The sequence below is a fragment of the Advenella kashmirensis WT001 genome, from assembly GCF_000219915.2.
Classification (GTDB): domain Bacteria; phylum Pseudomonadota; class Gammaproteobacteria; order Burkholderiales; family Burkholderiaceae_B; genus Advenella; species Advenella kashmirensis.
The window spans coordinates 3,972,254-3,993,216 of the sequence record NC_017964.1 but is presented as its reverse complement, the minus strand read 5'-3'; the positions used below and the strand labels follow the sequence as shown (position 1 = coordinate 3,993,216).

General features: G+C 54.8%; 22 protein-coding genes and 2 pseudogenes. 8 read left to right on the top strand and 16 right to left on the bottom strand.

Features of this window, described 5'->3' with window-relative positions; genetic code table 11:
• Positions 1-144: 144 nt before the first annotated feature.
• The 6 genes and pseudogenes from TKWG_RS18755 to TKWG_RS18730 form a co-directional block, all read right to left on the bottom strand.
• On the bottom strand, positions 145-1,638 hold the full coding sequence (locus TKWG_RS18755) for a class I adenylate-forming enzyme family protein (protein ID WP_014752345.1): 1,494 nt from the start codon (positions 1,636-1,638) through the stop codon (positions 145-147).
• 10 nt (positions 1,639-1,648) lie between these two features.
• Entirely contained in the window at positions 1,649-2,383 is a 735-nt protein-coding gene (locus tag TKWG_RS18750) for a CoA-transferase subunit beta (RefSeq protein WP_014752344.1), read from the bottom strand.
• Complete coding sequence (locus TKWG_RS18745; protein ID WP_014752343.1) at positions 2,383-3,213, bottom strand: CoA transferase subunit A; 831 nt, start codon at positions 3,211-3,213, stop codon at positions 2,383-2,385. Before TKWG_RS18745 ends, TKWG_RS18750 begins: the two co-directional genes overlap by 1 nt.
• A gap of 16 nt (positions 3,214-3,229) precedes the next feature.
• On the bottom strand, positions 3,230-3,955 hold the full coding sequence (locus tag TKWG_RS18740; RefSeq protein ID WP_014752342.1) for an enoyl-CoA hydratase/isomerase family protein: 726 nt from the start codon (positions 3,953-3,955) through the stop codon (positions 3,230-3,232).
• Positions 3,952-5,113, bottom strand: a pseudogene (locus tag TKWG_RS18735) (CaiB/BaiF CoA transferase family protein). The gene TKWG_RS18740 and the pseudogene TKWG_RS18735 overlap by 4 nt, the downstream one beginning before the upstream one ends.
• Before the next feature lie 27 nt (positions 5,114-5,140).
• Positions 5,141-5,911: an IclR family transcriptional regulator gene (locus TKWG_RS18730; RefSeq protein ID WP_014752341.1), complete on the bottom strand. Its 771-nt coding sequence runs from the start codon at positions 5,909-5,911 to the stop codon at positions 5,141-5,143.
• Between the two features lie 161 nt (positions 5,912-6,072).
• Here TKWG_RS18730 and TKWG_RS18725 point away from each other — a divergent pair, with 161 nt between their 5' ends.
• The 3 genes from TKWG_RS18725 to TKWG_RS18715 all read left to right on the top strand — a co-directional run bounded on the left by TKWG_RS18725 (position 6,073) and on the right by TKWG_RS18715 (position 9,899).
• Complete coding sequence (locus TKWG_RS18725; RefSeq protein WP_014752340.1) at positions 6,073-7,038, top strand: Bug family tripartite tricarboxylate transporter substrate binding protein; 966 nt, start codon at positions 6,073-6,075, stop codon at positions 7,036-7,038.
• Positions 7,039-7,066: 28 nt separating this feature from the next.
• Positions 7,067-8,734, top strand: coding sequence for an FAD/NAD(P)-binding protein (locus TKWG_RS18720; protein ID WP_014752339.1), 1,668 nt, complete (start codon positions 7,067-7,069; stop codon positions 8,732-8,734).
• 172 nt (positions 8,735-8,906) lie between these two features.
• Entirely contained in the window at positions 8,907-9,899 is a 993-nt protein-coding gene (locus tag TKWG_RS18715) for a Bug family tripartite tricarboxylate transporter substrate binding protein (protein WP_014752338.1), read from the top strand.
• A 155-nt stretch (positions 9,900-10,054) separates the two neighbouring features.
• Here TKWG_RS18715 and TKWG_RS18710 read toward each other — a convergent pair whose 3' ends face one another.
• The 5 genes and pseudogenes from TKWG_RS18710 to TKWG_RS18685 form a co-directional block, all read right to left on the bottom strand.
• Positions 10,055-11,026 (bottom strand): Bug family tripartite tricarboxylate transporter substrate binding protein, encoded by a 972-nt coding sequence (locus TKWG_RS18710; RefSeq protein ID WP_014752337.1) that lies wholly within the window; start codon positions 11,024-11,026, stop codon positions 10,055-10,057.
• Between the two features lie 63 nt (positions 11,027-11,089).
• A complete protein-coding gene (locus tag TKWG_RS18705) occupies positions 11,090-12,106 on the bottom strand; it encodes a cyclase family protein (RefSeq protein ID WP_014752336.1) in 1,017 nt (338 codons plus the stop codon).
• Positions 12,107-12,117: 11 nt separating this feature from the next.
• Positions 12,118-13,313 (bottom strand): annotated as a pseudogene (locus TKWG_RS18700) (CaiB/BaiF CoA transferase family protein).
• 15 nt (positions 13,314-13,328) lie between these two features.
• Positions 13,329-14,303 (bottom strand): tripartite tricarboxylate transporter substrate binding protein, encoded by a 975-nt coding sequence (locus TKWG_RS18690; protein WP_148274595.1) that lies wholly within the window; start codon positions 14,301-14,303, stop codon positions 13,329-13,331.
• A gap of 56 nt (positions 14,304-14,359) precedes the next feature.
• Positions 14,360-15,109, bottom strand: coding sequence for an HpcH/HpaI aldolase/citrate lyase family protein (locus TKWG_RS18685; protein WP_322786643.1), 750 nt, complete (start codon positions 15,107-15,109; stop codon positions 14,360-14,362).
• A 289-nt stretch (positions 15,110-15,398) separates the two neighbouring features.
• Between TKWG_RS18685 and TKWG_RS18680 the strand changes: the two genes are divergently transcribed.
• From TKWG_RS18680 to TKWG_RS26245, 5 genes are all read left to right on the top strand, one after another.
• Entirely contained in the window at positions 15,399-15,596 is a 198-nt protein-coding gene (locus TKWG_RS18680; protein WP_014752331.1) for a heavy-metal-associated domain-containing protein, read from the top strand.
• A 253-nt stretch (positions 15,597-15,849) separates the two neighbouring features.
• Positions 15,850-16,143 carry a DUF411 domain-containing protein gene (locus TKWG_RS18675; RefSeq protein ID WP_014752330.1) on the top strand — a complete coding sequence of 98 codons (294 nt, stop codon included), beginning with the start codon at positions 15,850-15,852 and terminating at the stop codon, positions 16,141-16,143.
• 92 nt (positions 16,144-16,235) lie between these two features.
• A complete protein-coding gene (locus TKWG_RS27555; RefSeq protein WP_171815191.1) occupies positions 16,236-16,754 on the top strand; it encodes a DUF305 domain-containing protein in 519 nt (172 codons plus the stop codon).
• 112 nt (positions 16,755-16,866) lie between these two features.
• A complete protein-coding gene (locus TKWG_RS26250) occupies positions 16,867-17,466 on the top strand; it encodes a LysR family transcriptional regulator (RefSeq protein WP_264300254.1) in 600 nt (199 codons plus the stop codon).
• Positions 17,364-17,756, top strand: coding sequence for a LysR substrate-binding domain-containing protein (locus TKWG_RS26245; RefSeq protein WP_322786573.1), 393 nt, complete (start codon positions 17,364-17,366; stop codon positions 17,754-17,756). The genes TKWG_RS26250 and TKWG_RS26245 overlap by 103 nt, the downstream gene beginning before the upstream one ends.
• Positions 17,757-17,815: 59 nt before the next feature.
• Here the strand turns inward: TKWG_RS26245 and TKWG_RS18660 are convergent, their stop codons facing one another.
• From TKWG_RS18660 to TKWG_RS18645, 5 genes are all read right to left on the bottom strand, one after another.
• Positions 17,816-18,541 carry an amino acid ABC transporter ATP-binding protein gene (locus TKWG_RS18660; RefSeq protein WP_014752327.1) on the bottom strand — a complete coding sequence of 242 codons (726 nt, stop codon included), beginning with the start codon at positions 18,539-18,541 and terminating at the stop codon, positions 17,816-17,818.
• A 21-nt stretch (positions 18,542-18,562) separates the two neighbouring features.
• Positions 18,563-18,997 (bottom strand): amino acid ABC transporter permease, encoded by a 435-nt coding sequence (locus tag TKWG_RS25540; protein ID WP_014752326.1) that lies wholly within the window; start codon positions 18,995-18,997, stop codon positions 18,563-18,565.
• Positions 18,880-19,134, bottom strand: a complete 255-nt coding sequence (locus TKWG_RS25535; protein ID WP_238534440.1) for a hypothetical protein — start codon at positions 19,132-19,134, stop codon at positions 18,880-18,882. Before TKWG_RS25535 ends, TKWG_RS25540 begins: the two co-directional genes overlap by 118 nt.
• A gap of 134 nt (positions 19,135-19,268) precedes the next feature.
• The gene (locus TKWG_RS18650) at positions 19,269-19,964 is read right to left on the bottom strand and encodes an amino acid ABC transporter permease (RefSeq protein ID WP_014752324.1); all 696 of its coding nucleotides are present in this window, start codon (positions 19,962-19,964) and stop codon (positions 19,269-19,271) included.
• Positions 19,965-20,063: 99 nt separating this feature from the next.
• A complete protein-coding gene (locus TKWG_RS18645; RefSeq protein ID WP_014752323.1) occupies positions 20,064-20,945 on the bottom strand; it encodes an ABC transporter substrate-binding protein in 882 nt (293 codons plus the stop codon).
• Between the last annotated feature and the right edge of the window lie 18 nt (positions 20,946-20,963).

Sequence of the window (20,963 nt, the reverse complement as noted above, 5' to 3'; positions counted from 1 at the left end):
TATATGACAAGTCACAAACAATCAACGCGTCTTGAATAAACGTCTGTCGTTGGCCCGGTCCTGCTGGCAATACGCTAAATACAGTCTTATTGTCTTCGGATGTCCTATCAGCAGGCTTGTTTGCGCGCGGACGCGTGCAGGGGTTCATGATGTGCTGATTGTTATCTGTGTTCGTTGTTCCAGCTGTTTTGCAAGCGCCTTGCGGTCGACTTTGCCGACCGCATTTTCAGGAAGGGCATCAAGCACAAAAATTGCAGCGGGCTGATAGATCCTTGCCAGGTGAGTTTTAAGCAGGGCGTGCACCTCTTCGATGTTGATGTCGCCGTTTCTTGCCGTGATAAAGGCTACAGGCACTTCGCCCAGGTCTTCATCGGGCTGGCCGATCACGCAGCAATTGGCGACGTCTGCATGCATGGCAATCACGTGCTCTATCTGCGATGGTGAAATGTTTTCTCCGCCACGAATAATGACATCCTTGATGCGGCCTGTAATGTACAGAAAGCCGTCCTCATCGGCGTAGCCTATGTCGCCGGTGCGCAGCGGCCCGAGCTGCGGATCCAGCTGGCCTGGTGCAGACACGCCCACATAACCCAGCATCAGGCTATCGCCGTCTATACAGATCTCGCCATTGGTATGGGCTGCAGTAATGCGTTCACCATTTGCCGACAGCAGGAAGACGTCCTGGTTGTTCAGTGGCTTGCCGATAGAGCCGATTTTTCGTAGTGCCGGCGGGTTCATGGTAGAGGTGCAGGTGGCCTCGGACAGGCCATAAGAGATGACCAGCGGCTGTCCAAGATAATTTTCTATTTTTTTGTGTAATTCAGTTGTGATGGGTGCAGAGCCGCAGCGGGCCAGCCGCAAGTTTCGGATAGCCTCAGCAGGCAAAGGATGGGCCAGCATGCGTGAATACATGGTGGGCACACCGGTAATAATGGTCGGGCCCACGGTTGCCATCAATTGCGGCATGGTCTGGGCAGAAAAGCGTGGCGCAAAATAAATGCAGGCGCCAACTGCCAGCGGGCTAAACAGCTGATTGTTCAAGCCATTGGTGTGATAGATAGGCATCACATGTAGCAGTATGTCGTCTGCCGTCAGTTCGGTCATGGCGATCACGCCACGGGCGTTGTTCAGTACGCCGCGATGGCTTTCCAATACGCCTTTGGGTTTGCCGGTACTGCCCGATGTAAACAGCATGAGCGCGGGACTCGACGACGGTACGCTGCCTGGCCAGTACGGTTGCGCATCGGTCAGGGTCAACGGGTTTATGACGCGAATATCATCTGTAGTGGCATCACGCAAGGGATCGTCCGAGAGCAGCCAGGTAAGCCCGCCGCTATGCAGGCGCTGCCCTCGTTCTGTTGAGCTCAACCCAGGTTCCAGCGGGCAGGGGCAGGCGCCCGCGACCATCACCGCCAGCAGCGTTATCACGGCGTCCAGTCCGCGTTCCATATTGATGGCCACGCGCATGTGTTCGCCCAGGCCGGCGGCCCGCAGGCGTCCGGCCTGCTGCGATACCAGTGTGTATAGTTGGCCGTAGCGGATGCGTGTACTGGCGTCCTGCAGGGCAATGCGGTTTTCAATCGACGCGCTGCGCCAGATTGATTGCCAGTCATTCAGAATGGTTGCGGTTAGCGCCATCAGTGATCTCCTAGCGCAGCGCGACAGCGGCGTCTTTTTCGAATTGTCCGTCCGGGTCCAGCGCCTGCAATGCCGCGATCTCTGCGTCTGTGGGCGCAGCGGTGGGTTTGGCTCCGCCGTGGTCAAAAGTAAATCCGGTTCGGCTCACGACTTCGTCGATGGATGATTCCGGATGAAATGACTGCAGTGCCAGTCGTCCGTCTTTTTTTATGAAGACAGCAATGGGTGTGACCACGCCATGAAAGCCGCCCCATGAAGTGCGAAAGTCCAGTTTTTCCACAAAGGTGCGTGTCGAATGTTCGGTACGCCAGGTGCAGGCGCGCCTTGCGGTGGGCAGCATAACGGCGCCGCCACCGCCGCCGGGTAAGCGCACCTTGGGCGAATGCCAGTCGCCGATGACCGAGTTATTGGCGTTGCCTTCGCCATCGATCTGGGCGGCGCCAAGATAGGTTAGGTCCATTTTGCCGCGAGTGCACAAGTCATAGAAGTCTTCATTGGCAAAGATGGAGGCCGATTGCTGTGCCAGCACCGGATCGGAGCTGGATAGGGGGATCATTGAAGGCGTCGGGTCCACGCCGCCCGCCACGTTGATGTAAATGAAATCCCACTCATAGGCTTTTTTGGCCATCAGGCAGGCCAGCATGGGCATGGTGGAGTTAACGCCGCTGAAGGTGATTTCGTTGGGACGGATAAAGCGAGCGAGGTTGGTAACGATGTAGGAGAAGGGTGACCAGTTGTTTTGCATTATGCGTGTTCCTGTAATTCGGGGGCGGCATTCAGATGCTGGTTGAAAGCGGCCTGGTCCGGATCCAGATAGGCCTGCACTGCCGGATAATCGATCTCGTAATCAGGCCAGCATGAACCCGGCCAGGCGCCGTTTGGCACAATGCTGAAGGCTTCGACCATGAAATACGGAATAAGCGTGGTCTCCGGGTTGTCTGTAAAGACGGTGTCTTCCACCATTTTCTCGGCAACAACCAGCACGCTTTTGGCTGAACGCGACATGATACGGTCCCAGTGATAGGTGCCCAGCACGCGCACGTTGCCCTTGCGGTCCACTTCATTGGCGTGTATTACGGCGTAATCGGGCTGTATTGCCGGAATTACCCACACCTCTTTGCCGGAACCATAGGGGTCGGCAATTTTTACCCAGTTGTTCAACTGGGCCAGTTCGCTGCCTTCGATGCCACCGCAGGGTTGAAACGGGATGCCGAAAGCGGCGGCGCGCAGCCCTGCCGTCAATGTTGCGCAGGCGTGCTCTTCAAGCGCCAGTCGTTGCTGCTCGACGGCCTTGCGATAATACTGGGCCAAGCCGAAATTGCCTTCCATGGCCACAATGCCGGCGCGCGCTTTGGTGGCGGTGCCGGTGCGGCACAGAATATCAATGTCATAGCCGGGAGACTGTTTGATAATCTCCAGGTCCTGCTTGTTTTGTCGAATAAGTTCACGCACAAACGAAAAGGGGCCGCGATGCAGAAAGCTGCCGCCCAGTGCCAGCGAAGCGCCATTGGGAACGCGGCTGACCAGGTCCTGCAGCGATACGCATTTATCAGCCTGGTTAAATCCTGATGTCATGATGGTCTCCAGATTATTAATTGGGTTTCAGGTAGGCCCGGATCCGGTCCTTTAGGCCAGGCGCTGCCGCTGAGCGCACCAGAGCCGCCAGGTTCTGGTCCGACTCCGCATTGGCGTACAGCACCTTGTATAGGTTGCGGCGGGTGATGTCGGACAAAATGGCGTTGTTGGTCTGGGCCTGTTCAATCACCTGCGGCCACTGGTCCTGGTCCTGTAATGCCTGCATGAAGCCCATACCCAGGGCTTCGCTGGCGTCGAAGGTGCGTGTGCTGGACAGGATATCCAGTGCGTTCTGGGTGCCGACGATATTCTGAAATCGTCGCGTACCCAGAATCAGACCGAACTTGATGCCGGGAAAACGGAAGGTGGTGCCGTTGGCGGCAATGCGCCGTTTGCACGAGGCGATAATATCGGCGCCGGCGCCAAAATTGCGTCCGTGACATAAGGCCAATGTCATGGCAGGCGAGGTAGCCAGCAGGTCCAGCATGATTTCGATCTGCACGATACGTTGCAGCAGGTCGCCCTCGCTTGCCGTTTCCAGATCGGTGAAGTCAAACCCCGCACAAAAATTCTTGCCATTGCCTTTGAAGATCAGAAGTGAAATATTTTCCTGATGGGCTTGTTGTATGCCATCTGTGAGTGCCTGCACCAGGGCCGGCGACAGGGCATTCATTTTCTCGGGCCGGTTCAGGGTGAAAGTCCACCACTGTTCGTTGCGTTCAATAATCAATGGTTCGCTCACGCGCTTTCTCCCTGAGTTGCAATGGGCGACAAAATTTCATCGTTGTGCTCGCCCAGCGCTGGCGGCCCCGCTGCGATCCGGCTGGTTTGTCCGTCAAAGCGGATGGGCGAGGCAAAGGTTTTGGCGGTCAGCCCGTTGGGCAGGGGAATGCTTTGTACCCAGTCCATATGTGCTACCTGTTCATCGGCCAGTACATCCGAATATTGATTGATGGGCGCGCAGGGCACGCCGGCCGCACGGAACTGTTCAAGCCAGTATTGCGCATCTTCGCAGGCAAAGATCGATTCCATGATTTCCAGCAGGGCCTGCTGGTGCTGCGCGCGCAGCAACGTGCTGGTGAACCTTTCATCATCAAACAATTCAGGCGTCCCACCACCTGGCATACCGATTTCCACAGCGAGTTGTTGCCGGCGGCCATGCCGAAGTATCCCTGCTTGCAGCGAAAGACCTGATAGGGGGCGTTGCGCGGATGTGCCGAGCCCAGCTTGCGTGGATTGTTGCCGCTGCCGAAATACTCGGATGTCTGTAATGCTGCGATGCCCAGTGTTGCGCCCAGCATGGAAATATCAATATGGGTGCCTTCCCCGTTGCGCTCGGCCATGCGCAAGGCAGACACGATGGCAAAGGCAGCGTACAGTCCGGCAGAAAAATCACACACCGGCACACCGCACTTGACTGGCGGTCCATCGGTTTCGCCGGTCACGCTCATGAGCCCGCTCATGGCCTGTACGGTCAGGTCGAACCCGCCTTCCTGGCTGCGCGGACCACTCTGTCCGTAGGCGGAAATGGAACAGTACACGATTTGCCGATTCAGTTGCCTGATATCGGCATAGCCCAGGCCGAGTCGGTCCATGACGCCCGGGCGATTGTTCTCCAGCACGATATCGGCCGCACGCATGAGCTGGCGGGCAGCCTGCACGTCGGCGGGGTCCTTCAGGTTAAGCGTGACCGATTTTTTGTTTCGGTTCAGCGAAGCGAAATTCTCGCTGTAGCCATCGCTAATGGGAGGCCAGCTTCTGAGCGTGTCGCCCCCTCCGGATGCTCAATCTTGATCACGTCTGCGCCCATATCGGCCAGCAGCATACTGCAGAAGGGCCCCGCAGCGACGTTGCAGATTTCGATAACTTTTACGCCTTGCAGCGTGGCTTCTTGCTTCATGTTTAGTTGCTCACAGAATGGTTTGAATTAGTTTGATTCACCAAAATAACCACGTCGATATCCCGACTCACGGGATATGTCGCGGGCGGCGTCCAGCACCAGTGGCGACCAGCGCTTCATGTTTTCAATTGTCAGTCGTTCTAGCGGCCCCGAGATGCCCAGGGCGGCAATGACCTTGTTGTGTCCGTCAAAAATGGGCGCGGCGATCCCGCCGACGTTGCTGCGCCACTCGCCTCTGTTGATAGCGTAACCAATACGTGTGATGTTGGCCAACTCGTCTTTGAGCGCTACCAGCGAAGTGATAGTGTTTTCGGTATGCCGGATCAGATCGGCTGAATGACGGTTGAGATATTCCTCATTCTGGAAGGCCAGCATGGCCTTGCCGGTTGCCACAGCATAGGCGGGCGCACGGCCGCCGATAATGGAATAGGCGCGCACCGGATTGGGGCTGTCGATTTTGTCGATATAAATGACATCAAGCTGGTCCAGTACCGACAGGTGTACGGTTTCCTGCGTCTGCAGCGCAACGCGGCGCATTAGCGGCGTCGCGATCTTGCGTACATCAAGGCGGGCGAGCCGTTGTGCCGCCAGTTCGAACACCTTCAACGTGGGCTTGTAGCCACCCGAATGACTGCTTTTTTCCACGTAGCCAGCTGCAATCAAAGTCTGCAGGGTACGGTGTGTATTGCTTTTGGTCAGGCCGGATGCAACCGCAAGGTCATCAATCGTATTGGGCTGGTCTTCCTGGGCGCAAATGATTTCAAACAGCCGCAAACCCTTCAGCAAGGTTTTATCCATATAAATCTCAAATATTGAAACTAAAAATCCTATTTCTTAACAATCTAAACTTAGAACCATTAATTCGTTGACCGCATTTTTATTATATGCGATTCTATTTTTTATACAAGAAATAGAATTCAAATTCTGAATGTTAGGATTTAATAAAAAGGAGCGAGACAATGAAATGGTTCTTGAAGACAAGCGGGGCGTTGTGCCTGATCTTTTCCAGTACGCTGGCGCTTGCCGCAGACTGGCCGGCCAAGCCCATCACGCTGGTCGTGCCATATCCGCCAGGAGGCGCAACAGATTTCTCGGCCCGGATGTATGCGCAATATCTGCCCAAGCTACTGGGTACGACGGTGGTGGTGGAAAATCGTGCCGGCGCGGGCGGAGAAATTGGCGCGGAAGCCGTTTCCCGGGCCGCACCCGATGGCTATACGATGCTTTTTGGCGCTATCGGCAGCCATGCGATTAATTCGGTATTACCGTCCAAGCCCAAGACCTATAAATTTCCCGATGCCTTCGAAGGCGTGTCGTTTGGCACGGCTGTCCCGCTCGTAGTTGCGGTAAGCAACGGCCTGGGTGTCAATACGCTGGACGAGCTGGTGAACAAGATAAAGCAAACGCCGGGCAAGATAACCTATGGCTCGGCCGGAGTGGGGTCTTCCCAGCATATGGCCGCTGAAAAATTTCAACTGGCAACTGGCACCAAGTTATTGCATGTGCCATACAAGGGCAGCGGTCCCGCAGTCACAGATCTGCTGGGCGGACAGATTGATATGGTGATCGATACCCTGACTACGCTCTATCCGCAGATCAATAGCGGCAAAATCAAATTCCTTGCCGTCACGACCGCTGATCGTGTTCCCACCATTGCAGATGTGCCCACGTTGAAAGAACTCAACGTCAAGGATTATGTGTTGACCACCAACTACGGCTTGCTGGCGCCGGCCGGCACCCCCAAGGAGATTGTGCAGAAGATGTCCGAGGCGATGCAGACAGTGGCTGCCCAAAAAGAAGTACAGGACAAGTTGATCGCTTCAGGCGCCAAAGCCTATGCCACCACTCCGCAGCAAACGGAACAACTGCTGCTGGATGAAGTAAAGAAATGGTCCGACGTTGCCACTCGCGCAAAAGTTGAATGACATCGTTGAATGACATCGGAGTAATACCATGGATGCAATGTGCCGCTTAGGCATCGTTGGCGGCGGGTCGGTCGGCATTTCATTTTTGGCGCAGTTTATCGCGCATCTGGAAAGTGGCGCAAATAGGGCAGGCAATGTGCCTGGCTGTCACATTACGCTGTTTGAGCCAGCCGAAAAAATCGGCCATGGCACCGCCTACCAGCATGATCTGAATACCAATCTGCTCAATGTGCCGGCGGGCAATATGTCGCTGTATGACAAGCACCGCGCTCACTTTGTACAGTGGCTGGCGGCGCAGCCCGAGGCGTTTTTGCAATCGTATGGCATTCGCGATATTGATCCCGCGGCATTTTATCCTCGTCCGCTGTTTGGCCGATATGTTCATGAGCATTTCGATCGCCTCGTTGCGCAGGCCGCAGCGCTTGGTGTGCAGGTGCAGGTGGTGCGCAGCGCTGTTGTAGCGATCGCCCGCCATGCGGCTGGCCAGGAGCAAGGACAACAGCAAGGACAACAGCAAGGTCAGGACGGTCACGGACAAGGTCAGTGGCCCAAGGTACAGACGCCGATTCAACTAACAGACCATGCCGGTACAAACCATATTGTTGATCACCTGGTCTTGTGTAATGGCAACCTGGCGTCCGACAAGTTCGAAGCGCTGGTGCCGTGTGCAGGGTTCTTGAATAGTCCCTATCCGGTCAGCGCCTTGTCACAAGCCGTTGCCGCCAACGCTACCGTGGCGATCCTGGGAACCAATCTGAGCGCCATTGATGCCGTTGTTGCATTGAAGGCGCACGGGCATGAAGGGCAGATTCATTGCTTTTCCCGGCAGGGCGTGTTGCCGGCGGTACGCAGTGTGCACCCTACCGTTATGCCATACCGACTATCACGGGCAGACGTGCACGCATTGGCGCTTGCCAACGGAGGACGACTGGGCCTGGAGGATGTGGTCGGGCAATTGCATAAGCAGATTCTGGCGGTTGACCCCGGCTTTGACATTCGTGATATTGCCGGCGGCGGTTCAGATGCGGTGAGTTTGCTCAATCATGATCTGGAGGCTGCGTGCAGCGGACCACGCCCGTGGCAGGCGGTGCTGGCGGCAGCTAATGAGGTGATCGATTTACTGTGGTTTTATCTGGACCAGCCGGCCAGACGGCAGTTTCAATCGCGCTGGCGCTCGCAGTGGATGTCGCGTCGTGCCATGTTTCCGGTGCAAAATGCCCGTCAATTGCAAAGTCTGATCGAGAAAGGGCAGTTGCATATTCATGGTGGTTTTCAGATGTGTGAACCGCGTGCGAATGGACACGGTTTCCTGTTGCATCATCGTGATGTCGCAGGCGCATTGCAACAGCACGCATGTGATGTCGTGATCAACGCAACGGGATTTTCCCAGGATGTACGCCAGTCGTCGGATCCGCTGATCATGCAATTGCTGCAATCGGGCCAGGCGCGCGCCAGCGAGTATGGCGGCTTTGAGCTCGATTTTGACACGGGATGCCTGATCAGCGCGAATGGCACTATTGCACATGACATGACGGTGCTGGGTAGCCTGGCTTGCGGCACCTATTTCTGGACGGTGTCCATGGATGTGAATGCCCGGCTGGCCAATGAGCAGGCGGCACGCCTTGCGAGCAAGCTGTGCCGGCAGCATGCGACAGTGGCCGCTGGCGTGGTAGTAACTGCAGACGTTGCTACATAAGTATAAAAAACCGTCTGCATGCATAAGGCAGTACAAAGCGGTATATGAATTCCAAAACCAATGAGCGAAAAGCAGTGCACGAAAATCAGCAGCAATAAGAATAGAGCTAAAAGCTATTTTATTAAATCACTGTTTGTCTGTATAAACCATATTCTAATTGAGAGAAACTGCCATGACACTATTGAGAAAATTGACTGCGCAGTGGCTTAACGCCATGTGTGCGTTTTGCGCATTGAGCGGCACGTCGGCGGCCATTGCTGCTACTGCGGACCCGGACTACCCCAATAAACCGATTCGGCTGATTGTGTCCTACCCCGCCGGCGGCAGTGTCGACGTGGCGGCTCGCATTCTCCAGGAGCCGCTGACCCAGGGGCTGGGGCAAAGTGTTGTGATCGAAAACAAGGGGGGCGCCGGCGGCACTATCGGTACTGCACAGGTAGCCAAAGCGGCGCCCGATGGCTATACGCTGTTGTTGACGCTATCGTCGCATACGATCAATCCTGCCATTTATGCGCAATTGCCCTTTGACACAGAGAAGGACCTGGATCCTGTGTCCATGGTGGCCTCCGCACCTCAGGTGCTGGTGGCACACCCTTCTTTCAAACCGTCAACGGTTGCCGAGCTTATCGCCTACGCCAAGGCTGCAGACAAGCCGGTAATCTACGGTTCCGCAGGGGTTGGTTCGCCTAGTCATATTGCAGGCGAATTATTCAAAAAACTGGGGCAGGTTCAATTGACCCATGCGCCGTATCGCGGTGGTGGTCCGGCAACAGTGGACGTGCTGGGCGGGCAGATACCGTTGCTATGGGTATCACTGCCGGCAGTGACCCAATATATTCGCAATGGCAAGCTCAAGGCGCTTGCCGTCTCCACGAAAGAGCGCACGCCAGTGGTGCCGGATGTGCCATCGATGCCGAAACCATTGACGGTTTCAATGTGGATTCCTGGTATGCCATGTTCGCGCCGGCTGGCACGCCGCGACCAATCATCGACAAAATTCAGAAAGTGCTGGCAGACGCCGCCGGCAATAAAACCATACAGCAGGCTTTCCTGGCCCAGCGCGGTCGCGGTGGGTGGAACGCCACAAGCGCTGGAAGCGGTGGTGAAAAAGGAAATCCCTGCCTGGAAAACGTTGGCAAAAGAGGCGAATATCAAAATTAATTGACTGGGTGATGCTTGGCGGGATGTTCAATGGAGTGCAATGTCGCAGCAGGTATTACCGCAAGGTAAAAGCAGCGCTGCCGGAATCATCCCGGCAGTGTTTTTGCTATCCTCATGGAAGCGCCCAATGGCGTGACGCAGCCAGCCGCATAACGAACTTTAATCGAGCCTGATGTTGTTCTTTTTGGCCACGGCGTCCCAGCGTGTCAATTCGTTTGCAATAAACGACTTGAATGCCTCGGGTGAACTGCCTTCTACCTGCATGCCCAGATTGTTCAATTGCCTGATGGTTGCAGGGTCTTTGAGCGCCGTGCCGATGGCTTCGGACAGTTTGCTGATGACCGGCTCGGGCGTGCCGGCCGGTGCGAAAATGCCATTCCACTCGCTCACATCCATTTTTACGCCTTGTTCTGTCATGGTCGCCACATCAGGCAGATCGCTGCTTCGTTTAGCTGCCGTGGTTGCCAGCGCTTTGAGTTTCTCGCCACGGATGTATGACATGGCCGAGGCTGCATTGGCAAAATAGGTATCCACGACGCCACCCATGACATCGACCAGGGCAGGCGCGCCGCCCTTGTAGGGCACGTGCACGATATCAATGCCGGTTTCCTGCTTGAGCAACTCGCCCACAATGTGGACCGGGCTGCCAATGCCGTAGGAGGCAAACGTCAGTTTACCGGGCGAGGCCTTGGCGGCATCAACATAGGATTTGACGCTGTCATAGGCAGAGTTAGTGGGCACGACCATCAGATAGGGCGAGCTCACGACCTTGGAGACGGCAATAAAATCCTTCAGCGGGTCATACGGCAGTTTGCGCAATACCGGATTGATGGAAAAAGAGGATGCATCATACAGCAGGGTGTAGCCATCGGCAGGCGCGCGCGCCACTTGGGTCGCGCCGATAGAGCCACTGGCGCCCGGCTTGTTCTCTATCACAATGGGTTGCTTCAAGGTGTCGCCCAGGGTTTTGGCAATAATGCGTGCAGCATTGTCGGCACCGCCGCCGGCAGAGTAGGGCACGATCATGCGGATGGCCTTGTTGGGATAGTCTGCAGACCAGGCTGAGCCGCTGGTCAGCACGCCACAGCTCATGGCAAAAACGATAAGGGTTTTATTCAATGACATATGCATTATGTCCTCCGTGATAATTATGATTATGTAACTGTGTTGTTGTCATGCTGGGACTGCACTTGACTATACGGTTGCTACGGGGTTGACCGGTGCCCCGACCATGCCGCGTAAGTATATGGGCGGTGCAGTCAGAAAGAAAGCATGGCGCTCGTGCTCCCGCAACCATTTGGCCAGAATCGATAGATGCCACAGCTCGCCCAAAGGCATGCCCAGTTTGACCAGGCAATGCTCATGCAGCGGTAGCAGCGGTCCCTGGTCTTTTTTCAGCGTGTAGTTGCGCTTTTCCACCGCATGGTTATCGGCGGCAAGTGCAGACACTTGTGATTGTGTGATCCACTCCAGCAATTTCGGATCGTTGCCGTCCAGCGCGCAGCAACTGTTTTTCAGTATCTCATGGTCGTCCTGGGCACTCAGGTTCAGCGCAATATCGGCCAGGCCAGTATGAAAGCATACGATGTCGCCTTTGTTCAGGACAATACGGTCGGCCTTGATGACCGCTTCGATATCGGCAAAACTGACCAACCGGGCTTCGTCGCCAAAGTGATGGCGCAAATCGATCAGTACGCCGCGTCCCTGAATCCCGTGCTGCGCCATGGGATCAATGGACAGCGCGGCAGCGCCATTGAAATGGTCACTGGCCGCATGTTGATGCCCAACGACACGAAAGCCGTTGTAGCCAACCGGCGCTGCCGTCCCCGATCCCTGTGCGTCAAAACAGGAGCAGACATGCCCGAGTGCATCCCATTGTGTTGAATACTGCGGTGACATGGTCACCACATCGTCGCTTACCACATCGGTGGCGCCGGGCGTATCGTTGCCCAATGGAAAGTTGAAAATGGGCACGCCATTTTTCATTGACGGGCGTATCACAGGGCCGGCGCGGCGTGGATTCAGAACCGGCTGTCTGGGAACATCCAGCGGCAGGCTCAGGGCAAAGCTGAGTCCCGTCTGTATCTCGCGGGCGGCTCGCACGCGCGCCTGGGCGTCAATCCAGTTCAAGCGGCCCAGTTGATCGTCGGGGCCGAAGTCTCCCCAGTTTGCTCCAGGCGGGCGCTGTTTCCAGTGAGTGGTTGTAGTCATGAGATTGCCTGTTAACGCACGATGCCGCGCTGTCTGAATAGATCGATTTGCTGCTCGGAATATCCATATTCGGTGAGCAGCTCGCTCGTATGCTCTCCGAAGTCGGGCGCCGCACGATCCGTGGCGCAGGCCGCGTGGTCCATTTTTATCAGGCCGGTAATACTCTTGTATTTGCCGATTTTGCTGTGTGAAAATTCGCGTACCATGCCTTCGGCCTGCACTTGTGGGTGTTCGAACATGTCGTGCACCGGCCGAACCATGGCGCAGGGCACCCGGGTGCCAAAATGCGCTTCCCATTCTGCGGCGCTGCGTTGCTGTAAGGCCTGGCGGATAATGGGCACGATAACGCTGGCGTTCTCGGCGCGTTTGCGCACTGTGTTGTAGCGTTCGTCGGTGGCCAGTGAGGCCAGCCCCAGCAGGGTGCACAGCGCTTCCCAGAAGTGCGGCGTATTGGCCGACAGGTAAATAAACCCGTCCTTGGTGGGATGAATGCCGGTAATGCCGCCCGAGCGCATATCCCGTTCAATGTTCCTGGGCTCGCCTTCTGCCCACACCAGGCGCGTAGACTGCATGGTCAGCGCGCTGGCCAGTAGCGAGACTTCCACATAGGAACCCTGGCCGGTGCGTTCCCGCTTGAACAGCGCCGCATTAACGCTATTGGCGATCATCGCACTGGCGTAGAAATCAACAACAGAGCCATACACAATTTCCGGCTCAGCCTTGCCCATGCCTTGCGAGTCGCAAATACCCGACATGGCCTGCAGCACCTGATCATATCCGGCATTGTTGGCCATGGGACCGCTCGAGCCATAACCGGTCATGGCGCAGTAGACCAGCTTTGGATTCAGTTGTGATAAGGTCGGAAAATCGATCTTCAGCCGCGGCGGCACCGTGGGGCGAAAATTATGCACCAGCACATCAGCCCCACTCAACAGTTTCAGGAATATTTCATAGCCTTCGGCGCTTTTCAAATCCAGGCTGATCCCGCGCTTGCCCTGTTTACGCCGATAAATGCCCGGCTCTCGGCTTGCAGCGTGGATGGATATTTGCGCAGATTATCACCTTCGGGTGGCTCAATTTTAATCACCTGCGCGCCCAGGTCGGACAGCAGCGCGCAACCGTAAGGCCCGGCGATATAGGCGCTCAGATCCAGCACCTGGATGCCGGCCAGGGGCAATGCATTGTTTCCTGAAGTTGTTGATGTCATAAGGCTGATCCGTGTTTATTTCTGTACGTGAATATCGCTGTCCCTGGCGACTTTTTTCCAAAGAGCGATGTTGTCGCTGATTTCCTTGTCAAAATCGGCGGGCGTCATATAGGTGGCTTCGGCACCTTCCTTGAGGAAGAATTTTTTCAGCTCCTCGTCGGACGTTACCTGTTTAAGTGCGTCATTCAGTTTTGCGACAATGGCATCGGGCGTGCCTTTGGGCGCCAGAATGCCCCACCAGATCTTGAAGTTGTAATTGGGGACATCGGCTGCGATAGTCGGCAGATCAGGCGCTACCGGGCTTTTCTGGCTGCTGGTTACTCCCAGAGCAGTGGCCTTGCCGGTGCCAACGGCGGGTAAAAGCGACGGGCCGCTGGCGATCAATACATCCACCTGATCGCCTATCAAGGCATTGGTGGCCGGGCCCATCCCTTTGAATGGCACATGTGTCATCTGTATTTTGGCCAGCGAGTTCATCATTTCGGTGGCAAACTGGTTGCTGCTGCCCGGCCCGGATGAAGAATAATTGAGTTTGCCGGGATTGGCCCTGGCGTAGTCAAGCAGCTCGCTGACCTTGGTGAACCCGAGTGTTTTGCGTACGGCAAGAATGAAGGGGCCTTCGGCCATCAGGCCCACGCCGCGCAGATCGCCAATGGGATCAAAAGGCAGTGAAGGCTGGATTGCAGCATTGGTTGTAAAGCTGGAGGATACGGCCGCCAGCGTATAGCCGTCCGGCTTGGCGCGCGCCACCTGCATGGTGCCGATAGAGCCGCCGGCGCCGCCTTTGTTTTCAATCACAACCGTCGTCTTAAGCAGTGTGCCCAGCTTCATGCCCACGGCACGGGCGAACGTATCATTGGAGCCGCCGGGTGGGTAAGGCACGACAAGTGTGATGGGCCGATCGCCCGGAAAGCTGTCCGGGCCGGCCGCAACGGCGGCCGTCGGCAGTGCGATCAAGGCGCCGAGCAATGCGGCGCCGGCAGCACTCATAATATGCCTATGATTCAAGGTTTTTTTTCTCACTTTTGTCTCCTGGGGATTGTCGATTATTCGCCGATCTGGCGCAGAATCATTTTTGCTTTGTTGATAAATGGAACATCGATCATCTGGCCGTCAAGAACATAGGCGCCATGGCTGGCCTGGCCTGCGGACTCGACGATTTTTCGCGCCCAGTCAACTTCTTCCCGGGTTGGCGTAAATACTTCATTTGCAATAGCAATCTGGGACGGGTGAATACAGGTTTTTCCCAGGAATCCGACAGCTTTGGCCAGCAGCGCTTCCTGTCGGTAGCCTTCGCTGTTGCCGATATTGGCATAGGCGCTGTCATAGGCGTACACGCCTGCGCTGCCCGCCGCTAATCGCAATTGCACCATGACATGATGGACCGTGGCCGGTTCGTAGCGATGGATGCCCAACGGCTCAAATAAATCGCCAAGGCCCAGCTGCAGGCCGGCAATGCGCTTGTCTGTCGCAGCAATGTCTGCAGCGTTAACCAGGGCCAGGGCAGTTTCAATGTTGACCAGGATTGCCGGTGGTTTGTCCAGGGCACTGGCGGCTTTGTCGAAAGCCAGGAAAAAATCCTGCATCTGTTCAGACGACTCGATTTTCGGGATATTGATCATATCCACCGTATCAATCATGCATGCCAGCAGGTCTTCGTCGAACCAGGCAGTACCCATGTCGTTGATGCGCACGATGATGGTCTTTTTCTGTGACCCTGGTTGCAGTGCTTGCAAAAAATCGTTCAACTGTTGCCGGGCCTGGTCCTTGTGCGGTTCCAGTACGGCGTCTTCCAGGTCAAAGGAGATGCCATCGGCCTGGCTGTTAAGGCTTTTTCGAACAATTCCGGTCGTGATGCCGGCACGAATAATTTGCTTTTCATCTTCTCCTCCTTCTGTATCCGCAGATAATAAGTGAAGAAAGATAGAAAAAACGCCTGTATTTTTATCTTAAAAAGATATAAATTATGTCTTTTTGGTTGGACTGTCCGACCACAGACCATGACAACTGAAATAGTGCTTGACCTTCCCATTGTGGCAATGTTTATCCTTTGACCATGACCAATCACAAAGGGAATTTACGCATATGCAATTTCAAATCGACACCATGACCTGCGGCGGATGCGTTCGCCGGGTAACAGCGGCAGTCCAGTCCGTTGATTCGGATGCCACCGTCATCGCCAATGTGGGCGAACACCGCGTAGACATCCAGTCTACAAGTACCCAGCAAGCGCTTATTGCGGCATTGGAAAATGCCGGCTATCCAGCCAAACCGTTGGCATAGGCGGTTTGCCGGCGGCACCACGCAGTTGAAAAAACGCGCGTTGCAAGCGCGTTTTCTCGCTTTATATTGAAATGGGAACTTATCGGGGCATGGGCAGACAAACATTCATTCTCTTTTGCAGGGTTTTTTAATGAAAACGTTCATAGTTTCAATGGCGCTTTTAACCGCAGCTTCCGGGGCCTACGCTTCGGAAAAGTCGGTCACTGTGTATCACGATCCAAATTGTGGCTGTTGTACTGGCTGGGTACAACACATGCGCGATTCCGGCTATACCGTAAACGCGATTAAGACCGCAGATATGTCCGCCATCAAGCAAAAACTCAAGGTGCCTGCTGCATTGGCGTCCTGCCATACTGCCGTGGTCGATGGTACCGGCCAGATCGTGGAAGGGCATGTGCCGGCAACGGTGGTTGATAAGTTGGTCGCCAAGCGCGCCATCCCCGGCGTCGCTGCGCCAGGCATGCCCGTGAACTCCCCTGGCATGGGACCCATGGATGGCAATCTGGTCACCGTAGATTTTTCCGGTAAGCCATTCTCCCGAGATTAGCCAGCTAAAAACCGGCGTGTTCATATGCGCCACACTTGCAATGCAGCCAGTACGCTGAATATCTATTTTTTAACTGTTTTGAAGGAATGATCATGCACCAACATCCATTGCCCTGTTTTGCCAGAACATTCGTCGCTCGCGGCCTGGTTGTCGCGGCACTTGCGGTAAGTGGTTTTGCCATGCCGATGGCAGCCCACGCCCAGGCTGGCGGACATGCGCATATGAACACCGGCGATGCGCCCAAGGATATGCATGCTTCCATGATGAACATGCAGCAGCAAATGGACGCGGTAAAAGCGTCCGGCGATACCGATTATGATTTTGCCGTGATGATGCGGATCCATCATCAGGGAGCAGTGGATATGCGCAAATGGAATTGGATAAAGGCAAAGACCCGCAATTGCAGGCCATGGCCAAAGAGATCATTGCTGCTCAGAAAAAAGAAATCGCTCAGTTTGATCAATGGATTGAGCAATACGAGAAACAAAAGAAATAAGGCCGCTGGCTTTTGCCTGCCTTGTCCTGTATTGGCAGGGCATGCGTCCGCGGGACTTGCTGCCCAGAGCATAGTCTGTGAGGCTGCCGGCGCCTTGCCTTCATTCTGTGCTTAAATAGCTGACACAGCACCCGGCAGGCTCAACGCAGCCTGCCGGGATTAAGTGCCCTGATCGCGAATCCGTTATGCGCGAATCCATGATGCGCCGACTCATGTTGCGCGGAACAATGATGAATACAAACTTTATTCGCACTTTTCTTTTGGTTCATCAGCTTGGCTCCATGGCCCAGGCTGCCAGAAAGCTGAATGTTACGCACGGGACGGTAGCGCAGCAGATTGCGGCGCTGGAAAAAGAAATCGGTGTGACACTGGTAGCGCGCGCCGGTAAAACCGTGCATGTGACCGAAGCGGGTCTGCGTCTGCTCGACAGACTGATGCTGATCATCAATGAAATAGATGCATTGCCAGGGCTGGCCAATTCAAATGAAATACGCGGTGAGCTCAGAATCGGCGCTGGCAATAGCGTGCTCAACAGTATCCTGCCCGATATCCTTAGCCTGCTGGTGCGACGTTATCCCGAAGTCAATGTAGTCGTGCAGCCCGGAGTGTCACCGGATTTTTATCGTGACATTGAAAATGGTAACCTGGACGCGGCCATTGCGATTGAGCACCTTATGCCTTGCCCAAAACCCAGGAATGGCTTTTGCTTCGCGAAGAGCCATTTGTGTTGCTTGCGTCCGAAGTGCATCACGGGAAAAAACCGACACAGTTGCTGCGTTCAGAACCCTTCATTCGCTATGACCATAATAGCTGGAGCGGCAAGCTGATAGAACGGTATTTGCGTGCCGTGGCGATCGTTCCGGTTGAGCGCTTTGAGTTGAACGCGATTGAATCCATTGCCCTGATGGTCAATCAGAATCTGGGCGTTGCCATCATTCCCGATTCAGCCAATCTGTATAAACGGGATCTGAAAATCATCAAATTGCCATTGCCGGAGGTGAGTGCGCCGCGCCGCTTTGGTCTGGTCTGGTCGCGCAAATCGGCGCGCATCAGGCTGGTGCAGGCGTTTCGCGAAGCGGCGCAGATGGCCTATCAATCCTTGAATCGCCAGGGGTGACACTTGTCTGCCTAAGAAACAACCGGGTTGTTACGGGCGCTCACACTGTTATTAAAAACTCAATGCAATATATCGGCCATGAACTTGCGGGCACGCTCGTGCGTGGCCTGGGAGAAGAAGGCGCTTGATGTTGCGTCCTCCAGAAGCTGCCCCTGATCCATAAACCAGATGCGATCGGCCACCTCTCGGGCAAAATTCATCTCATGGGTGACGCAGACCATTGTCATGCCGTCGGCAGCCAGTTTTTTCATCACGGTTAACACTTCACCGACCATTTCAGGATCAAGTGCACTGGTCGGTTCGTCAAACAAAATAACCGGCGGCTGTTGCGCCAGCGCCCGGGCGATGGCCACCCGTTGCTGTTGCCCGCCCGAAAGATTGGCCGGCATTTCATCTTTCTTGGCATACAGGCCTACTTTGTCCAGCAATGCTTCGGCAATCTCATAGGCTTGCTGCCTGGATTGCCCCGCGACTTTAATCGGAGATAAGGCGACATTGTCCTTTACCGACAGGTGTGGGAAAAGATTGAAATGCTGAAAGACAAAACCGATCTTGGCGCGCAGCTGATTAATATTGACGTGTTTGTCGTTGATGCACTGGCCCTCGATGCTGATCGAACCGCTGGCAATGTCTTCCAGCTTGTTGATCGTGCGGATCATGGTTGATTTACCGGAGCCGGATGGTCCGCAAACCACCACCACTTCACCGGTATTGATTTGGCCATTGATATCGCGCAGAGCATGGTAATTTTTATACCATTTGTTGACGTGTTCAAATTTGATCATGATTGTCTCCGTAATTATGGGTCAGGTGGCAGCGCCCAGGCGTTTGGCATTCAGATGGGCTTCCAGGGTCTTTGCCAGTCTGGAAAGCAGCGCGCATATGAAAAAATAAAACAGCGCCAATACAAGATAGGTGCGCAGCGTCCCTGTCAATTCAATACTGTTGATTTGCTGCGCTGAAAAAGCCGCCTCATTGACGCCGATGATATAAACGATAGAGGTAGCCTTGATCGTTGAGACAAATTGATTCAAAAGGGATGGAATCATATTGGTCAACGCCTGCGGAATCTGGATGGTAAACAGGGTTTGAAAATATCCAAGTCCCATGGCTCTGGCGGCCTCTACCTGGCCGGCAGGCAGCGCCTGCAATCCGCCGCGGATGATTTCGGCCAGGAACGCCGATTCATAGATGACAATGGCCGACACGGCAGTCCAGAACGGCGGGATCTCCGTCTCCATGATGGTGGGAAGCAGAAAATATGCCAGAAGATGATCATGATCAGGGGAATGGAACGGAACACGTAGACCCAGATGGTGGACAGGGCACGAATAAGCTTGATTTCGCAGGTTCTGCCGGTACCGATCAGCAGCGCGATCGGAAATGCAGCAGACAGGCTGAGCGCAGCCAGAATCAGTGTTCCGGCAAAGCCGCCAATGGGCCGCCCGGCCAGGATCCCACCAGGAACATCATGCCGTAGGTATTGATAAAATCATACATATAAACGTGCTCCTATCTTCTGAAGTTTGCCGGGTAGCGACGGGCGATCTGCGCGCCAAGCAGAGCAATCAGCAAGGAAATAGCCAGGTAAAGGACTGTCGAAATCAGGAAGATCTGGAAAGTCTGGAAGGTAATGTTTTCAATGCGCTTGACTTGATATGTCAGTTCGGTCACGCCGATGACCATGGCCAGGCTTGTGTCCTTGAACAGAATCAGGGAGCGGTTGATGATGGGCGGCACGGCGATACGAACCGCCTGTGGCAGCACGACACACTGCAGCGCCTGTACTGAACTCAATCCAACCGCCCTGGCCGCTTCGAGTTGGGTACCGGCGATGGCCTTGATCCCTGACCGAATGTCCTCGTAATAATAGGCGCTGACATTCAGGGACAAAGCGATCAATGCAAAGGAGAACTCTGAATTTCCCTGGTTGATCCAAATCTTCAGCGCTTTGGGCAGAACCTCGGGCATGCCGAAATACCACACCATGATCTGCACAACAGTGGGCACATTCCTGTGATATTCCACGTACAGACTGATAATGGCCCGCACGATACGCGATGGGATCAGGTTGGCGGCGGTCAGTAGCAAGGCAACAACAAAGCCGCAGACAAGCGCCCCGAAAAAAAGACGCAATGTCACTGACAGGCCCGTTAATAATAGTGCAACGGTTTCAGGATCAGAGAGCAGGGAAAGCGAAAAATTCATGGTAAGCCCGGTAATGGTTGTTCCCGGATCCTCCTGGTGGGTGTATTGCCTGCGTGGACACCGCCACGCACCGGTAGCGCCACTATCACAGGATTGATATTATTTTTTCGTGCCGGTATCCAATTGGGCAACGGGCACCACTTTGAACGAACGCGTCAGCTTGTAGATGGAGTCGTTGCCGAGCCATTTATTGAATATGGTGTCCAGCTCGCCGGATTTTTCCATCGCGGTCAGCGCTTTGTCCACTGCGGCTTTCAGTTCGGGCTCGCCCTTGTTCATAATGATGCCGATATGCTCTGTGGCCGTGGATTCATCCAGCAGCACGGCTGGCGTATCGGTTTTCTGAGAGTCATTGGCAAACCGCAGCAATACCAATTCTCCCGCGGTCATCGCCTGGACTTTGTCGTTTTGCAAGCCCAGATAACATTGAGAGATGTTCTGATAAGTGAGAATATCTGCTCCCGGTATGACTTTTTGCGCAATGGCTGCCGAGCTGGATCCCGATGAGGCGCATACTTTTTTTCCTGCCAGATCCGCCAGCGTTTTGATGCCGGCGTCTTTTTTGGTCAGTACCTTGATATTTCCCTGTAGATACTGCAAGCTGAAATCCACTTCTTCGGCGCGTTTGGGTAGCCAGGCCACCGAGCCCGCCACAATATCCACACGTCCCATTTTTACTTCAGGGATACGGGCTTCGGTGGACAACGGCTTATGCTGCAGCTTAACGCCCAGTTCACTGGCAAGCGCCTGACAGATATCGACGTCGTATCCGACATACTTACGTTGTTTCGGGTCCTGATAGCCGTAGGGTGAACTGGCATTTTGTGTTCCGCAAATCAAGCTGCCACGGCTTTTGATATCGGCAAGGCGGTTGGCAAAGGCGCTGCTGCTCCAGGTTGAGGCCAGCAAGGCAATCAGCAGCCATGCATGCTTGTTGCCGAACTTAGGGTTTGTCAGGGTGCTGCGGTTTTGTCTCTTCATCGTTCGCTCCAGTGGTGT

Coding starts and splice junctions, on each gene's coding strand:
- TKWG_RS25540 (WP_014752326.1), bottom strand. CDS start 18,997: ATGGAGACGGAGATCCCGCCGTTCTGGACTGCCGTGTCGGCCATTGTC.
- TKWG_RS18755 (WP_014752345.1), bottom strand. CDS start 1,638: ATGGCGCTAACCGCAACCATTCTGAATGACTGGCAATCAATCTGGCGC.
- TKWG_RS18690 (WP_148274595.1), bottom strand. CDS start 14,303: ATGAGTGCTGCCGGCGCCGCATTGCTCGGCGCCTTGATCGCACTGCCG.
- TKWG_RS18680 (WP_014752331.1), top strand. CDS start 15,399: ATGCAATTTCAAATCGACACCATGACCTGCGGCGGATGCGTTCGCCGG.
- TKWG_RS18730 (WP_014752341.1), bottom strand. CDS start 5,911: ATGGATAAAACCTTGCTGAAGGGTTTGCGGCTGTTTGAAATCATTTGC.
- TKWG_RS26250 (WP_264300254.1), top strand. CDS start 16,867: ATGATGAATACAAACTTTATTCGCACTTTTCTTTTGGTTCATCAGCTT.
- TKWG_RS18650 (WP_014752324.1), bottom strand. CDS start 19,964: ATGAATTTTTCGCTTTCCCTGCTCTCTGATCCTGAAACCGTTGCACTA.
- TKWG_RS18725 (WP_014752340.1), top strand. CDS start 6,073: ATGAAATGGTTCTTGAAGACAAGCGGGGCGTTGTGCCTGATCTTTTCC.
- TKWG_RS18675 (WP_014752330.1), top strand. CDS start 15,850: ATGCGCGATTCCGGCTATACCGTAAACGCGATTAAGACCGCAGATATG.
- TKWG_RS18720 (WP_014752339.1), top strand. CDS start 7,067: ATGGATGCAATGTGCCGCTTAGGCATCGTTGGCGGCGGGTCGGTCGGC.
- TKWG_RS18645 (WP_014752323.1), bottom strand. CDS start 20,945: ATGAAGAGACAAAACCGCAGCACCCTGACAAACCCTAAGTTCGGCAAC.
- TKWG_RS18710 (WP_014752337.1), bottom strand. CDS start 11,026: ATGCATATGTCATTGAATAAAACCCTTATCGTTTTTGCCATGAGCTGT.
- TKWG_RS27555 (WP_171815191.1), top strand. CDS start 16,236: ATGCACCAACATCCATTGCCCTGTTTTGCCAGAACATTCGTCGCTCGC.
- TKWG_RS18705 (WP_014752336.1), bottom strand. CDS start 12,106: ATGACTACAACCACTCACTGGAAACAGCGCCCGCCTGGAGCAAACTGG.
- TKWG_RS18715 (WP_014752338.1), top strand. CDS start 8,907: ATGACACTATTGAGAAAATTGACTGCGCAGTGGCTTAACGCCATGTGT.
- TKWG_RS18660 (WP_014752327.1), bottom strand. CDS start 18,541: ATGATCAAATTTGAACACGTCAACAAATGGTATAAAAATTACCATGCT.
- TKWG_RS18745 (WP_014752343.1), bottom strand. CDS start 3,213: ATGACATCAGGATTTAACCAGGCTGATAAATGCGTATCGCTGCAGGAC.
- TKWG_RS18750 (WP_014752344.1), bottom strand. CDS start 2,383: ATGCAAAACAACTGGTCACCCTTCTCCTACATCGTTACCAACCTCGCT.